Origin of the sequence: Roseovarius sp. (assembly GCF_027019125.1) — a bacterium.
GTDB lineage: Bacteria > Pseudomonadota > Alphaproteobacteria > Rhodobacterales > Rhodobacteraceae > Roseovarius.
This window is the reverse complement of record NZ_JALUXE010000032.1, coordinates 56,447-69,916: the sequence shown is the minus strand read 5'-3', so window position 1 is coordinate 69,916 and position 13,470 is coordinate 56,447. Positions and strand designations below refer to the sequence as shown.

General features: G+C 64.4%; 14 protein-coding genes and 1 tRNA gene. 7 read left to right on the top strand and 8 right to left on the bottom strand.

The window, feature by feature from the left end; translation table 11 throughout:
- Positions 1 to 19 precede the first annotated feature (19 nt).
- Positions 20 to 475: a GAF domain-containing protein gene (locus tag MVC20_RS15455; RefSeq protein WP_297543075.1), complete on the bottom strand. Its 456-nt coding sequence runs from the start codon at positions 473 to 475 to the stop codon at positions 20 to 22.
- Between the two features lie 9 nt (positions 476 to 484).
- On the opposite strand from MVC20_RS15455, the gene MVC20_RS15450 reads away from it, so the two are divergent.
- Together MVC20_RS15450 and MVC20_RS15445 are read left to right on the top strand one after the other, a co-directional pair.
- A complete protein-coding gene (locus tag MVC20_RS15450; RefSeq protein WP_297542971.1) occupies positions 485 to 619 on the top strand; it encodes a hypothetical protein in 135 nt (44 codons plus the stop codon).
- Positions 607 to 1,071, top strand: coding sequence for a GNAT family N-acetyltransferase (locus MVC20_RS15445; RefSeq protein ID WP_297542969.1), 465 nt, complete (start codon positions 607 to 609; stop codon positions 1,069 to 1,071). Before MVC20_RS15450 ends, MVC20_RS15445 begins: the two co-directional genes overlap by 13 nt.
- 6 nt (positions 1,072 to 1,077) lie before the next feature.
- On the opposite strand, the gene MVC20_RS15440 is transcribed toward MVC20_RS15445, so the two are convergent.
- Entirely contained in the window at positions 1,078 to 2,250 is a 1,173-nt protein-coding gene (locus MVC20_RS15440; RefSeq protein WP_297542967.1) for an acetyl-CoA C-acyltransferase, read from the bottom strand.
- 94 nt (positions 2,251 to 2,344) lie between these two features.
- Here MVC20_RS15440 and MVC20_RS15435 point away from each other — a divergent pair, with 94 nt between their 5' ends.
- The 3 genes from MVC20_RS15435 (at position 2,345) to MVC20_RS15425 (ending at position 4,975) form a co-directional block, all read left to right on the top strand.
- The gene (locus MVC20_RS15435; RefSeq protein WP_297542965.1) at positions 2,345 to 2,683 is read left to right on the top strand and encodes an STAS domain-containing protein; all 339 of its coding nucleotides are present in this window, start codon (positions 2,345 to 2,347) and stop codon (positions 2,681 to 2,683) included.
- A gap of 47 nt (positions 2,684 to 2,730) precedes the next feature.
- Positions 2,731 to 3,177, top strand: coding sequence for an ATP-binding protein (locus MVC20_RS15430; RefSeq protein ID WP_297542963.1), 447 nt, complete (start codon positions 2,731 to 2,733; stop codon positions 3,175 to 3,177).
- Between the two features lie 220 nt (positions 3,178 to 3,397).
- Positions 3,398 to 4,975, top strand: a complete 1,578-nt coding sequence (locus tag MVC20_RS15425) for a gamma-glutamyltransferase family protein (RefSeq protein WP_297542961.1) — start codon at positions 3,398 to 3,400, stop codon at positions 4,973 to 4,975.
- A 39-nt stretch (positions 4,976 to 5,014) separates the two neighbouring features.
- Here MVC20_RS15425 and hspQ read toward each other — a convergent pair whose 3' ends face one another.
- Complete coding sequence (gene hspQ / locus MVC20_RS15420) at positions 5,015 to 5,341, bottom strand: heat shock protein HspQ (RefSeq protein ID WP_008283234.1); 327 nt, start codon at positions 5,339 to 5,341, stop codon at positions 5,015 to 5,017.
- 190 nt (positions 5,342 to 5,531) lie between these two features.
- Between hspQ and MVC20_RS15415 the strand changes: the two genes are divergently transcribed.
- A complete protein-coding gene (locus MVC20_RS15415) occupies positions 5,532 to 6,134 on the top strand; it encodes a lytic transglycosylase (RefSeq protein WP_297542958.1) in 603 nt (200 codons plus the stop codon).
- Positions 6,135 to 6,159: 25 nt separating this feature from the next.
- On the opposite strand, the gene MVC20_RS15410 is transcribed toward MVC20_RS15415, so the two are convergent.
- The 5 genes from MVC20_RS15410 to dapF form a co-directional block, all read right to left on the bottom strand.
- Positions 6,160 to 6,765 carry an outer membrane lipoprotein carrier protein LolA gene (locus MVC20_RS15410; protein WP_297542955.1) on the bottom strand — a complete coding sequence of 202 codons (606 nt, stop codon included), beginning with the start codon at positions 6,763 to 6,765 and terminating at the stop codon, positions 6,160 to 6,162.
- 80 nt (positions 6,766 to 6,845) lie between these two features.
- Positions 6,846 to 9,803: a DNA translocase FtsK gene (locus MVC20_RS15405; protein WP_297542954.1), complete on the bottom strand. Its 2,958-nt coding sequence runs from the start codon at positions 9,801 to 9,803 to the stop codon at positions 6,846 to 6,848.
- An 18-nt stretch (positions 9,804 to 9,821) separates the two neighbouring features.
- Positions 9,822 to 11,000, bottom strand: coding sequence for an aminotransferase class I/II-fold pyridoxal phosphate-dependent enzyme (locus tag MVC20_RS15400; RefSeq protein WP_297543073.1), 1,179 nt, complete (start codon positions 10,998 to 11,000; stop codon positions 9,822 to 9,824).
- 193 nt (positions 11,001 to 11,193) lie between these two features.
- The gene (gene mtaB, locus MVC20_RS15395; protein ID WP_297542952.1) at positions 11,194 to 12,453 is read right to left on the bottom strand and encodes a tRNA (N(6)-L-threonylcarbamoyladenosine(37)-C(2))-methylthiotransferase MtaB; all 1,260 of its coding nucleotides are present in this window, start codon (positions 12,451 to 12,453) and stop codon (positions 11,194 to 11,196) included.
- Positions 12,450 to 13,283 carry a diaminopimelate epimerase gene (gene dapF / locus MVC20_RS15390; protein WP_297542950.1) on the bottom strand — a complete coding sequence of 278 codons (834 nt, stop codon included), beginning with the start codon at positions 13,281 to 13,283 and terminating at the stop codon, positions 12,450 to 12,452. The genes mtaB and dapF overlap by 4 nt, the downstream gene beginning before the upstream one ends.
- A gap of 108 nt (positions 13,284 to 13,391) precedes the next feature.
- Between dapF and MVC20_RS15385 the strand changes: the two genes are divergently transcribed.
- Positions 13,392 to 13,467, top strand: a tRNA-Lys gene (locus MVC20_RS15385).
- Positions 13,468 to 13,470 lie beyond the last annotated feature (3 nt).

The following is a 13,470-nucleotide window of genomic DNA, read 5'->3' as shown; positions in this document are numbered from 1 at the left end:
GACGCGCAGGTAACGCGCCTCAAATCCGCCCGAACACAGCCGCCAGAATCTCTTCCAGACGCGCGGCATCCTCTTGTGTAAAGGCATCCGGTTGATCGCTGTCGATGTCGAAAACCGCGATCAGTCGGCCCGCCCCGTCACGCACCGGAAGGACAATCTCCGAGCGCGTGGAACTCGCGCAGGCGATATGCCCCGGAAAGGCATCGACATCCGGCACCAGTTGCACCACGCCCGTGCGCGCCGCCGCCCCACACACCCCGCGTGAAAACGGGATGCTCAGGCATCCATGCCCCCCCTGATAGGGGCCGATCTTGAGCATTTCTGGTGCCGTGACGCGGTAAAATCCGGTCCAGTCAAACCGGTCATCGGCATGATGCACCTCGCACACCACCGTGGCCATGAGCGCAACGGCGTCGCTCTCCCCTTCGGTGAGCGCGGCAATGGTCCGGGCAATATGGTCATAGTCGATCCGCATGGCAGCCATATGCCACGCCCCGACGCCCAAGGCCAGAGGCTGCGTGCGCCATCGGGTTGCATCCCCGGTCCGGCCATGGCAGAGACGCGCCCCGAATACGAATCCGACATAGACTATAAGGAAAACGACACATGCCCCGGCTGAGCCTGCACCGCAACGTGACCCGCGATCTGGAACCGCTGGCGCGCCTTTTGACCGACAAGGAGGATCTCGCGCTTATCAATCCGCAGGCCAGCCATCCCTTTGACGCGCGCGAATGGGCGCTGAAATGGGTGGGCGATCTCGAAGACGAGACCTTCTATCTGCGGGATGAGGACGGGCGCGACGTCGGCTTTTTCGCGCTGCGCGTTGGCATCGGCCCCGAGGTGCGCCACCTCACCTATGTCTTTGTCGAAGAGAGCATGCGCGGTGGCACCGGCGAGGTGCTCTTGTCCATGGCCGAGGATGCCGCGCGTCAGCTCAACGCGCTGACGATGACGCTCAAGGTCGAACTCGACAACGCGCCGGCCCTCAATCTTTACCGCAAAGCAGGATACGAGGAACTGTCGCGCCGCCGGGGCATGGCCACGATGCGGCGCGATCTCGAAGCGGCGTGAACCGGATCACATCCGTTCAATCGCAATGGCCGTGCCCTCGCCGCCGCCGATGCAGATGGCGGCCACGCCACGCCGCAGCCCGCGCGTCTCAAGCGCATTGAGCAACGTCACCATGATCCGCGCGCCAGAGGCGCCAATCGGATGACCCAGCGCGCAGGCACCACCATTGACGTTGAGCCGCTCGCGCGCCACGCCCATCTCGTGCATGAAGGCCATGGGCACCACGGCGAAGGCTTCGTTCACCTCCCACAGATCGACATCGTTCACGTCCCAACCCAGACCATCCAAGAGCTTGCGTGCCGCAGGCACAGGCGCGGTGGTAAAGAGGCCCGGCGCCTGTGCATGGCTGGCATGCCCCATGATCCGCGCGCGGATGCGCAAGCCCTGCGCCTCTGCCGCGCCGCGCGAGGCCAGCACCAGCGCCGCAGCCCCATCGCTGATCGAGCTGGAATTGGCCGCCGTCACAGTGCCCTCGGCGCGAAACGCCGGTTTCAGCGTCGGGATCTTTTCAGGCCGCGCCTTGGCCGGTTGCTCGTCTGCGGAAATCACCACCTCGCCCTTGCGCCCCCGCACCGTGACCGGGGTAATCTCGCGCGCGAAGGCACCGCTCGCCTGCGCCGCCAGTGCCCCCTCCAAAGAGGCCAGGGCATAAGCATCCTGCGCCTCGCGGGTGAATTGAAACGCCTCGGCGCAATCCTCGGCAAAGGTGCCCATCAGACGCCCCTTGTCATAGGCATCCTCGAGCCCGTCGAGAAACATATGATCGACCACCTGCGCATGGCCCAGCCGGGCGCCCCCCCGCATCTTGGGCAAGAGATAGGGCGCGCCCGACATCGATTCCATGCCCCCCGCGAGCATCACCTGCGCATGGCCCAGCGCGATCTGGTCGAATGCCATCATCGCGGCCTTCATCCCTGATCCGCACATCTTGTTGAGCGTGGTGGCGGGCACCTCTTCGCCCAAGCCCCCCAGAAATCCTGCCTGCCGCGCCGGGGCCTGCCCCTGCCCCGCAGGCAGCACACAGCCCATCAAGACCTCGTCGACGGTTTCGGCCCCCGCATCCAGCAGTGCGGCACGAATCGCAGCGCCCCCCAGCTCCGCCGCGGGCACCCCATCGAAATCCCCCTGAAATCCGCCCATGGGCGTGCGCGCCGCCCCTGCGATCACCACATCATGCATCTTTGCCTCCTCGCAAATCCTGATCCTGCATACCGAATGGTAAGGAATTGGGTCTAGCGTGCCCTGTATTACTACGTATCGCGCCGGAGGCACCATGAACTTGCACGCCACTCACCATCCCGACCTGACCATCATCACCGTAGCCGAGGCGCGGATCGACGCCGCCGCCGCCATTCGGTTCAAGGACGCCATGCGCGCCGCCACCGCCACAGGGGCGGGGCCGGTTGTGCTCGATCTGGGCAATGTCACCTTTGTCGACTCGAGCGGTCTTGGCGCCATCGTCGCCGCGATGAAACAGATGGGCGGCGACCGGCGGCTTGACCTGGCCTGCCTCACCCCCGATGTGGCCAAGGTGTTTCGCCTCACCCGGATGGATACGGTTTTCACCATCCATGACGATCTGCGCATGCTCAATACCCGCGCGACAGGGTAATTCGCCACGATGGAGCATCCCTTGCCCCCCACCAAAGGCCGCGCGCGGTGATCCCCGGAACCACGGCACAGCGCCTCTCGCTCAGCACCCCGGCATCGGATCTCGCGGTGCGCGCGGTGCTAGCGCGCATCCGGCGCTGGCTGCACGCCCGCGCCCTGACAGACGAGGATCGTGGCACCGTCGAACTCGTGCTGGCCGAGGCGCTGAACAACATCGTCGAACATGCCTATCCGGCGGATACCCCCGGCGAGATACGCCTAGACCTCGCGCTTGATCTGACCCGGCTTGTCTGTGTGCTCAGCGACCACGGCACGGCCCTGCCCGGCCTGCGCGCCCCCGATGGCATCCTGCCCGCGCATGACGTCGCGCGCGACGCCTTGCCCGAGGGCGGATTTGGCTGGTTCCTGATTCGCGACCTTGCCGACCGGGTCGACTATCGCCGCGCCGCAGGATGGAACCACCTGAGCGTGGAATTCCGCCGCGCCCCGCTCTGATACAACCCTGGGATCAGGCCGCCGCAATCTTACCTTATTCCGGGCCAACTCACGCCGCAGAGCCCCCGCATACACTAGACTGTAGCTGCATATGGCTTCCCTCGGCGTCGCGTGTAATTGCCCCCACCCAGCGCGCGGCGTCGAGGCTTATCTCCTCCCCCAATTGGCAAATCCGCAAACTCCGCCTAGTGTCCGCGCATCACGGACACAAGGACACCCCATGCGCGACTTTCACACGCCCGGCCGTTCGGCCACCTTCGCCACCAACGGAATGTGCGCCACTTCGCACCCGCTCGCGGCCAAGACCGCCATCGACATTCTCGAACGCGGCGGCAACGCCATGGACGCGGCCATCGCAGGCGCGGTGCTGTTGGGCATTTGCGAACCCCAGATGACCGGCATCGGCGGCGATTGCTTTGTCCTCTTCACCAAACCGGGCGATCCCACCATCCACGCGCTCAACGGCTCTGGCCGCGCGCCCGCCGGGGCCTCTGCCGCCGCCCTGCGCGCGGCGGGCCATGAAACAGTGCCGCTCCAGAGCGCGCATGCCGTCACTGTCCCCGGTGCCATCGACGCCTTTTGCCGCCTCAGCGCCGATCACGGGCGGCTTGGCCTAGATACCCTGCTCGCCCCCACCATCCGCTACGCCGAAGAGGGCGTGCCAGTGGCCCCCCGCGTGGCGTTCGACTGGCCCACCGCCGGCGCTGCGCTTCAGGGGCATGGCCTCACCCATTTCATGCCCGCGGGCACGCCCCCCAAGGCAGGCCAGATGTTCCGCGCTCCCGGCCAGGCCGAGGTTTTGCGCCGCGTCGCCCGTGATGGGCGCGCCGCCTTTTACGAAGGCGAAGTGGCCGACGACATCATCGCCACGCTCAATGCCTTGGGCGGCACCCATCAGGCCGCAGATTTCGCCACTCAGCGCTGCGACTACACGACTCCCGTCCGCGGCGATTACAAAGGCGCCAACCTGGTCGAGCATCCGCCAAACGGCCAAGGCGCCACCGCGATCCTGCTGCTCAACATACTGAAAAATTTCGATATTGCAGGCATGGACCCGTTTGGCGCAGAGCGCGTGCATATCGAGGCCGAGGCCACCAAACTGGCCTATGACGCGCGCAACCGCTTCATTGCCGATCCCGATCACATGCGCAAACTGGATCACATGCTCTCAGAGGCAACAGCGGCGAAACTGGCCGCGCTGATTGATCCCAACCGCGCCATGGCCGCCGCCAAACCCCTGACCGAGGCGGTGCACCGCGACACGATCTACATCACCGTGGTCGATCGCGACCGCATGGCGGTGTCGCTGATCTATTCCATCTTCCACGGCTTCGGCTCGGGCATCGCCTCCGAGAAATTCGGCGTGCTGCTGCAAAACCGCGGCGCGGGCTTTACGCTGGAAGAGGGGCATCCCAACGAATTCGGCGGCGGCAAACGCCCGATGCACACGATCATCCCCGGCATGTTGGCCGAGAATGGCCGCGTGACCATGCCCTTTGGCGTGATGGGTGGCTCTTATCAGTCAACAGGGCATGCGCGGCTTGTGTCGAACCTGCGCGATTTCGGAATGGACCCGCAATCCGCCATCGACGCGCCGCGCGCCTTCGCCGATCCTCTGGGCCTCAACCTCGAGCGCGGCTATGGCGATGACGTGGCGCAAACCCTTGCCGATATGGGGCACGAAATCCTGCGGATGCCCGGCCCCATCGGCGGCGCACAGGCGATCTATATCCACGAGGACGGCGTGCTTGAGGGCGGCAGCGACCCGCGCAAGGATGGCTGCGCGCTTGGCTATTGAGCAGGGGCGTAGGGTGGGTGCAAACCCACCCTCAACCGCTCAATTCAGTTGGAAATGCAGCGGGTAATGCCCGTCCTCGAACGGTCCGAAGAGATCGGGGATATCGGGATGTCCCACCGGCTCGCCGGAATAATCCGCCACGAGGTTCTGTTCGCTGACATAGGCCACGTAATAGCTCTGCTCGTTTTCCGCGAGCAGATGATAGAACGGCTGTTCCTTGGATGGGCGGCTATCCTCGGGAATCGAGGCATACCATTCCTCGGTATTCGAGAATTGCGGATCGACGTCAAAGATCACCCCGCGAAACGGGTGCTTCTTGTGACGGACCACCTGGCCCAGATGATATTTTGCACGTGTTTTAATCATATCGCGTTTGCCCCTACCTATGGATTGTAAACCTTTCAAGGGTGGTTTGTCCAACAGTCGGCTGAAACATACGGGAAACAGTCTGTGAGCATGCGCGTGACAGCGCCACAGCACGAAACCCCTGTGAATTCGTGATTTCCCCCAGCCAGAGTTTCCGGTAAACTGCCTGAAAAAAGAGAGCGAGAGGCAAATGAGCAGAACTCTTCGCGCGTTCATGGTGTTGTTTGTGCTGGCGTCTTGCGGCGGCGGCAATGGCTATGGCACCGCGCCGCGCAATCTGGACCACGCATGCGCCATTCTGGACGAGCGCCCCGAATACGCCCGCGCCTTCCGCGCGACAGAGCGGAAATGGGGCGTGCCCGCCAATGTTCTGATGGCCACCATCTATCAGGAAAGCAAGTTCATCAGCGACGCGCGCACGCCATTCCGCTGGACCCTTGGGGTGATTCCCACCGGTCGTGTCAGCTCTGCCTATGGCTATAGCCAGGCACTTGATGGCACGTGGGAAGAGTATCAGCGCGAGACCGGCCGCTTTGGCGCGCGCCGCACGGATATCGGCGATGCCACGGATTTCATGGGCTGGTATATGGCGAAATCCAATCAGAGCCTCGGCATCCCGCTCACGGATGCGCGCAACCAGTATCTTGCCTATCACGACGGTCGCACCGGCTTTGCCCGCGGCAGCTACAACAGCAAGCCGTGGCTGCTGCGCGTCGCCGACAGTGTCGAAGTGCGGTCACAGACCTACCGCGCGCAGCTTGGCACCTGTTCCCTTGGCCGTGGCCTGATCTGAGCAAGGCAGAGCCCGCCTTGCGGGCTCAGCGGTCTATCCGCATTCGATCCTTGCCGGGAATGACGAAACTCTCGTCATTGAGCCGCACATCCCGCTGCATATCACCCAGAACCACCGTGGTCTGGCTACCGCTGCCGTCATGGATCACCCATTGGCGCAATTCGACCGGGCTGCCGGTAAAGACAAGGTCAATGCTGCCATATTCGGGGTTGGCCGGGTCCTGCGCGCGCACCGTGGTCGAGGTGCCGTCGCTCGCGTGCCCCACCACCATCCGCTCGCGCGTGAGATCCACATTGCGCGCAAGGATGATCTTGAGCGGTGTGCGGTTGAGCGGATAACCCACCGGCCCGTCATTCGACCGCGGATCAATGACGCCCACCGTATCGCCATCGGCCACAACCAGCGCTTCTTCGGGCGGGTCATATTCGAACCGCACCCGACCGGGGCGCTTGATCAGAATCCGCCCCGTGCTGATCGTTCCATCCTCGTTGATCTGGGTAAACGCGCCTTGGGCCGTGCGCAGATCGTTGAGATAGCTGGAAATTTCCCGCAACGAAAGCTTTTCCGCCGCCGCCGGGAGGGCCATCGCCGCCCAAAGAGCGGGGACCATGAGAAAACGCATCGTGTTCATACCCTTCAGATAAGACGCCCCGCGCGGGATTGCACCTGCGCGGGGCGTAAATTTTTCGTGGCTGAGCGACCTGCCGCCGCCTATTGCGGCTCCGGAACCAGCACCTCGCGCTTGCCGACGTGGTTCGAGGCGCTGACCACCCCCTCATCCTCCATCTGCTCGACCAGGCGCGCGGCCTTGTTATAGCCAATCGCCAGTTTCCGCTGGATATAAGAGGTGGAACACTTGCGATCCTTGATCACGATCGCCACCGCCTGATCATAGAGCAGGTCGTCACCCTCTGCCCCGCTCCCCGACGAGAGCCCCAGCACCGCATCAATGCTCTCGGCCTTGTCCTCATCGGGGCCTTGCAGCACCGATCCCACATAGGTCGGCGGGCCATAGGCCTTGAGGTGATTGACCACCTCCTCCACCTCTTCATCGCTCACAAACGGGCCATGGCAGCGCGTGATCTTGCCGCCCCCGGCCATATAGAGCATGTCGCCCATACCCAGGAGCTGCTCGGCCCCCATCTCGCCCAGAATGGTGCGGCTGTCGATTTTCGATGTCACCTGAAACGAAATCCGCGTCGGGAAATTCGCCTTGATCGTGCCGGTGATCACATCGACCGACGGGCGCTGCGTCGCCATGATGAGGTGAATACCGCTCGCCCGCGCCATCTGTGCCAGACGCTGAATACAGGCCTCGATCTCCTTGCCCGCGACCATCATCAGGTCGGCCATCTCGTCGACGATCACGACGATATAGGGCATCTTCTCGGGCGCGAATTCCTCGGTCTCGAAGACCGGCTCGCCGGTGTCGTCGTCAAACCCGGTCTGCACCGTCCGGCTGAACATCTCGCCTTTCTTGAGCGCCTCATCGACCCGACCGTTGTAGCCGTCAATGTTGCGCACGCCCATCTTGGACATCTTGCGATAGCGGTCCTCCATCTCGGCCACCACCCATTTGAGCGCGACCACCGCCTTTTTCGGGTCGGTCACCACGGGGGACAACAGATGCGGAATCCCGTCATAGACGCTCAGTTCCAGCATCTTGGGGTCGATCATGATCAACCGGCATTCCTCGGGCGTCAGCTTGTAGAGCAGGCTCAGGATCATCGTGTTGATCGCCACCGATTTGCCCGAGCCGGTGGTGCCGGCAATGAGCAGGTGCGGCATCTTCGCGAGGTTGGCCACAATCGGATCGCCGCCAATGTCCTTGCCAAGCGCAAGCGGCAGCTTCTGATTGCCATCGCCATAGGCCCGGCTCGACAGGATTTCGCGAAAGCCCACCATCTCGCGGTTGTCATTGGGCAATTCGATGCCAATGACCGACCGCCCCGGCACCGTGGACACCCGCGCGCTCAGCGCCGACATCGACCGCGCAATGTCATCCGCCAGGCCGATCACCCGGCTTGCCTTGAGGCCCGGTGCCGGCTCCAGTTCGTACATCGTGACCACGGGGCCTGGGCGCACGCTTACGATCTCGCCCTTCACACCGTAATCGTCGAGCACGTTTTCCAGCATCCGCGCATTCTCTTCCAGCGACTCGTCGCTCAGATGATGGCGCTGAATCTGCTCGGGGTCCGCCAACAGGCTGAGCGGCGGCAATTCATACACCGGCTGTGCCGGGCTATCGAACTTCAGTGTCGGCTGCGCCTCGGCCATGGCCCGCGAAGACGGCTGCATGGGCTTGCGCGGCGCGTGCTGCACCACCTTGCGCGGCTCCGGCACGGGAATCCGCGGCGCAGGTGCGGCCAACTCGGGCGCCTCATCCTGCCCGAACGACTCGATCATCGCATCAAAATCGTCGTCCTCGGTCAAATCCACCATCGGGGCGGCCATGCTTGCGGGTGCGTTCATGCGCAACGGCGGCTCGGCCCGCAGCGGTGTCTGGCTCGCATGACGCGCCGTCAGGGGCGGCTCGGGGGGCAACACCCCGCGCGGCGCTGTGTTCAGGATCAGCGGATCGGGGCCACGGCCACGGCCCTTGGTCAGCGGGGCCACCGACTCGATGCGCACCGCCGGGCTCTGGCGCACCCGCGCCTTGATCACATCGGAAATCTTGGCCCGGATGCGATCATCGCCGGGCATCTCGGCCTCGCCCTCATAGGTCGCGGGCTCGACCAGTTCCGGCTCGGGCATGACATCGGGCTTGCGCATCAGCATCGGCATCCGTGCCAGCAATCCGCCCGGTTTTTCCACTGGCTGCGCGGCCTTGGGCGCGACCGGCGCGGACCGCTCGGCCACAAGGGGCATGCTCTCGGACCGGCGCACCCGCGCGCCCTCCAGCGCAGGTTCGGCCCGCAGCGGCGCAGCCGCCCGCGCCACAGCCGCCTCACCCCGGCGTGCGCGCCGCTCGGCCATCATCGCCTGCATGGCCTGCCCGGCCTGTGCCGCACCGCCAGCCCCCCGGCCCATGGCCTTCATCACCGTGGCATAGCTCAGGATCATCCCCACCAGCAGGAAGCGGCCCACCCGGTGCAATTCCACCCGCGTGAAGCCCAGCACAAAGGCCCCCATCACCAGCACGCCCACACCCAAGCCCAGCGACAAGAGCTTGAGCCCCACACTCGCGCCCACCGGCAAGATACCCAGCATCGCCCCCAAAACCGTATCGCCAAAGAGACCACCCAGACCAAAACTATGGGTCTGCGCCCACTCTGCCCCCGGCGTCAGCGACGCGGCATAAAGCGACAGAACCGCCAGCCAGATCGGCGCGAAAATGAGCCGCCCCATGGCCCGCTCCTCGCCCCAGTGCAGCGCCAGCCGCGCGCCCCAAGCCCCGGCAACGATGGCAAAGCCCCAGGACCCCCAGCCGATGATCATGAACAGCGGCGCGGCGACCGACGCGCCCAGCCGCCCCATCCAGTTCTGCACCGGCGCATCCGTCGCCGACATCCAGCTTGGATCGTCGGGGGTATAAGAGACCACCATCGCCGCCGCCATCAGCGCCACCGCCATCAGCACGAGGCCCAGCAATTCCTTGCCGCGTTTCTCGATTGCCTCAGCCATGTTGCTGTCCAGCAAGGGGTCGCGCCCGCGCGTCTGATATGCCATCTCGTCCCTCGTCCTAAATCATTCATAGAGACAGGCGCGCAGCCGTCTCAATCCATCCGCCATCTCGTCCTTGGGGGCCACCATCGCGACCCGGATATAGCCCTGGCCGGGGTTAACGCCCCCCGCCTCCTGGCTCAGATAGGCCCCCGGCAGCACCCGAACGCCGGTTTCCTGCCAGAGCCGCAGCGTCGCCGCCTCGCCATCCTCGACCGGCAGCCACAGGAAGAACCCGGCCTCCGGGCTGCGATAGCCGGGCAGATTGCCCAGAATTTCATCGGCAATCTCGTATTTCTCGCCATAGAGACGGCGGTTTTCGATCACATGCGCCTCATCCGCCCAGAGTCGCGCCGCCGCATGCTGCAACGGCATCGGCAGGGGCGATCCCGCATAATTGCGCAGCTGTTTCATCTGCGCGATGTTCTTGGGGCCAGAGGCGACAAAGCCAGAGCGCAGCCCCGGCAGGTTCGACCGCTTCGACAGGCTGTGAAAGGCCACGATCCGCTCGGGGTCCGCGCCCATCTCCTGCGCGACCTCCAGAATACCCACCGGCGGCGTGTCGCGGTAGATTTCGGCATAGCATTCATCGGCGAAAATTCGGAAATCATACCGCTCCGCCAGCCGGATCAGATCGGTCCAATACGCCCGGCTTGCCACCGTGCCCTGCGGATTGGCGGGCGAGCAGAGATAGGCCACCGTGACCCGGTTCAAAACCTCTTCGGACAGCGCCGCGAAATCCGGCAAATGCCCGGTGTCATGGGTCGCATTGAGGAAAATCGGTTCTGCCCCCACGCTCAGCGCCGCCACCATATAGACCTGATAAAACGGGTTCGGGGCCAGCACGACGGGGCGCTTGCCGCCCTTGGTCTCGGGGCTGAGCGCCATCATCGCGTTGTACAGCCCCTCGCGCGTGCCATTCAGCGCCATGATCCGGCTGCCGGGATCGAGCGTCACACCATAGCGCCGCCCCACCCAGTCGCTTGCCGCCTGCAACAGCGCGGGCATGCCCTCGTTGACCGGATAGGATCCGAATCCATCGGCATTTTCTGCAATGACATCAACGATCCAGCGCGGGAACGCGTGTTTCGGCTCGCCAATTGTCATATGCACGACCTCGCCGCCCGGTGCATGTGCATCAAGCAGGGTCCGCAGGCGCGGAAACGCATAGGCCGGTAGGTTCGCAAACCGCTCGGGAAACATCTGATACTGCCTCAAGGTTCGGGATCATTCGCGTCCCGTTTCCCTGAATCTACCCAAGCCCTGCCCTCAGGTCCAGCAAAACCAAGGGCCTAGCCCCCGAATTGTGGCATTTTTGGCAGGGCTGCCAGCTTTCATCTCTCTGCAAATACCCGGCGCCACCTCACCCCGCGCGCTCTGGCTTGGGCTCGCGCGCTCAGGCTGCGGTCAGGTGTCCGCCCTGCCAACCCGTGACACGCGCCTGCACGATCTGTCCTTCGGGGCGGTCGCTTTCGAAAACCACCTCGGTGAATTGCTCGGTCCGCCCCATGCGCGGGGCCTCCATCAGCACCGCATGCGCGCGCCCCTGCTGCGCGGCCAGATGGGTGGCAACGCGCGCTTCCCCTGCCGCGCGCAACCGCGCGGCCCGCGCCTTGATCTCCGGGCCTTTGACCTGCGGCATCCGGGCGGCTGGCGTGCCGGGGCGCGGAGAATAAGGAAAGACATGCAGCCACGTGAGGTGACACTCCTCCACCAGCCGCAGCGAGTTCTCAAATGCCGCCTCGGTCTCGGTCGGAAAGCCTGCGATAATATCCGCGCCAAAGGTCATCTCGGGACGCAAGCGTCGCGCCTCTTCGGCAAAGCGAATGGCGTCCTCGCGCAAATGCCGCCGTTTCATCCGCTTGAGGATCAGATCATCGCCATGTTGCAGGCTCAGATGCAGATGCGGCATCAGACGCGGCTCGGTGGCAATCGCCTGCATCAGGTTGTCATCCACCTCGATGGAATCGATCGACGAAATCCGCAGGCGCGGCAGGTCCGGCACCAGGCGCAGAATCCGCATCACCAGATCGCCGAGTTTCGGCGCGGCGGGCAAATCCGCGCCCCAGCTTGTCAGGTCCACGCCGGTCAGCACGACCTCGTTATAGCCCGCCCCCACCAGCCGCTTGATCTGCTCGACCACGACGCCGGCGGGCACAGAGCGCGAATTGCCCCGGCCAAACGGGATGATGCAAAAGGTGCAGCGATGATCGCAGCCGTTCTGAACCTGCACATAGGCGCGACTGCGGCTGCCGAACCCGTCGATCAGATGCCCCGCCGTCTCGCGCACCGACATGATGTCATCGACCAGGACCCGCTCGGTCTCGCCGATGAAATCCCCGGCCAGCCGCGCCCATGTATCCGCCGCCATCTTCTCGGTATTGCCGATGACCGCATCCACTTCCGCCATCGCGGCAAAGGTCTCGGGCTCGGTCTGTGCGGCACAGCCGGTCACGATCAATCGCGCGCCTGGATTCTCGCGCCGCAAGCGCCGGATTTCCTGTCGCGCCTTGCGCACCGCCTCGGATGTCACCGCGCAGGTGTTGACGATAACCGCGTTGCCTAGGCCCGCTTGGCCCGCCAACTCCTTCATCGCCTCGGTTTCATAGGCGTTGAGCCGACAGCCGAGCGTGGTAAATTTCGGCGCTTCGCTCATCGGTTGGCCGCCAGAAACGCAGGCGTGAACACGCCGCTTGCCACATGCGCCGTCTCTCCGGTCATCCAGACGCCATCTTCGCGCCAGTCGACATGGATCGTGCCCCCATCGAGATCAATCCGCACCGCGCGCCCGGTCAGGCCACGCCGCGCCGCCGCCACCGCCGTCGCACAGGACGACGAGCCAGAGGCCAGCGTGACCCCAACCCCCCGCTCCCAGACGCGCATGCGAATGTGATCCGTGCCAATGACCGTGGCCACCTGCACATTGGTCCGCTCAGGGTAGAGCGGGTGATGCTCATAGCGCGGCCCGAATTGCTCCAGGGGCACCGCCTCGGCATCCGCGACAAAAAACGTGCAATGCGGATTGCCCATGCCCGTGGCCACCGGCCCGCCCTCGATCGGTAGTTCCAGCGTATCCATCGCCTCGGCCAGCGGAATCTCGGACCAGTCAAGCTGCGGCTGCCCCATGTTGACCGAGGTCAGCCCCGCCCCGGCATCCACCGCCACCAGCGCGCCCCGCGCCGTGCTGAGCTCAAGCCGCGTCTTGCCGGTTTCCGCCATCAGATGCCGCGCGATACAGCGCGTGGCATTACCGCAGGCGGCCGAGGTCGAGCCATCGGCATTGTAGAACGTCAGATGCGCATCGCCCGGGCCCTGCGTGATCACTGCGAGCTGATCGAATCCGATTCCCCGATGCCGGTCCGCAATGGCCTTGATCAACCCCGGCGTCAGCCCCGGATCGCGCACACGCCCATCCAGAACGACAAAGTCGTTTCCCAGCCCATGCATCTTGAAAAAGGGCAATCCGGTGTTGTCCGCCTGGCTCATGCCGGCGCATATAAACCGGCCCGAGAGACGAATCCAGCAGATCGCAGAATTATCTTGCACTTTCGGGGTTGACCCCCTGCCCCGGTCTTTCTAGATAGCGCGTCTAGTGGGCCGTTAGCTCAGTTGGTAGAGCAACTGACTTTTAATCAGTGGGTCGCAGGTTCGAATCCTGCACGGCTCACCACTT

Bases quoted from the DNA above. Each gene is read 5' to 3' on its own strand.
- MVC20_RS15415 (WP_297542958.1), top strand. From the start codon at position 5,532: ATGAGCAGAACTCTTCGCGCGTTCATGGTGTTGTTTGTGCTGGCGTCT.
- dapF (WP_297542950.1), bottom strand. From the start codon at position 13,283: ATGAGCCAGGCGGACAACACCGGATTGCCCTTTTTCAAGATGCATGGG.
- mtaB (WP_297542952.1), bottom strand. From the start codon at position 12,453: ATGAGCGAAGCGCCGAAATTTACCACGCTCGGCTGTCGGCTCAACGCC.
- MVC20_RS15445 (WP_297542969.1), top strand. From the start codon at position 607: ATGCCCCGGCTGAGCCTGCACCGCAACGTGACCCGCGATCTGGAACCG.
- MVC20_RS15440 (WP_297542967.1), bottom strand. From the start codon at position 2,250: ATGCATGATGTGGTGATCGCAGGGGCGGCGCGCACGCCCATGGGCGGA.
- MVC20_RS15455 (WP_297543075.1), bottom strand. From the start codon at position 475: ATGCGGATCGACTATGACCATATTGCCCGGACCATTGCCGCGCTCACC.
- MVC20_RS15400 (WP_297543073.1), bottom strand. From the start codon at position 11,000: ATGTTTCCCGAGCGGTTTGCGAACCTACCGGCCTATGCGTTTCCGCGC.
- MVC20_RS15410 (WP_297542955.1), bottom strand. From the start codon at position 6,765: ATGAACACGATGCGTTTTCTCATGGTCCCCGCTCTTTGGGCGGCGATG.
- MVC20_RS15435 (WP_297542965.1), top strand. From the start codon at position 2,345: ATGAACTTGCACGCCACTCACCATCCCGACCTGACCATCATCACCGTA.
- hspQ (WP_008283234.1), bottom strand. From the start codon at position 5,341: ATGATTAAAACACGTGCAAAATATCATCTGGGCCAGGTGGTCCGTCAC.
- MVC20_RS15425 (WP_297542961.1), top strand. From the start codon at position 3,398: ATGCGCGACTTTCACACGCCCGGCCGTTCGGCCACCTTCGCCACCAAC.
- MVC20_RS15450 (WP_297542971.1), top strand. From the start codon at position 485: ATGCCACGCCCCGACGCCCAAGGCCAGAGGCTGCGTGCGCCATCGGGT.
- MVC20_RS15405 (WP_297542954.1), bottom strand. From the start codon at position 9,803: ATGGCATATCAGACGCGCGGGCGCGACCCCTTGCTGGACAGCAACATG.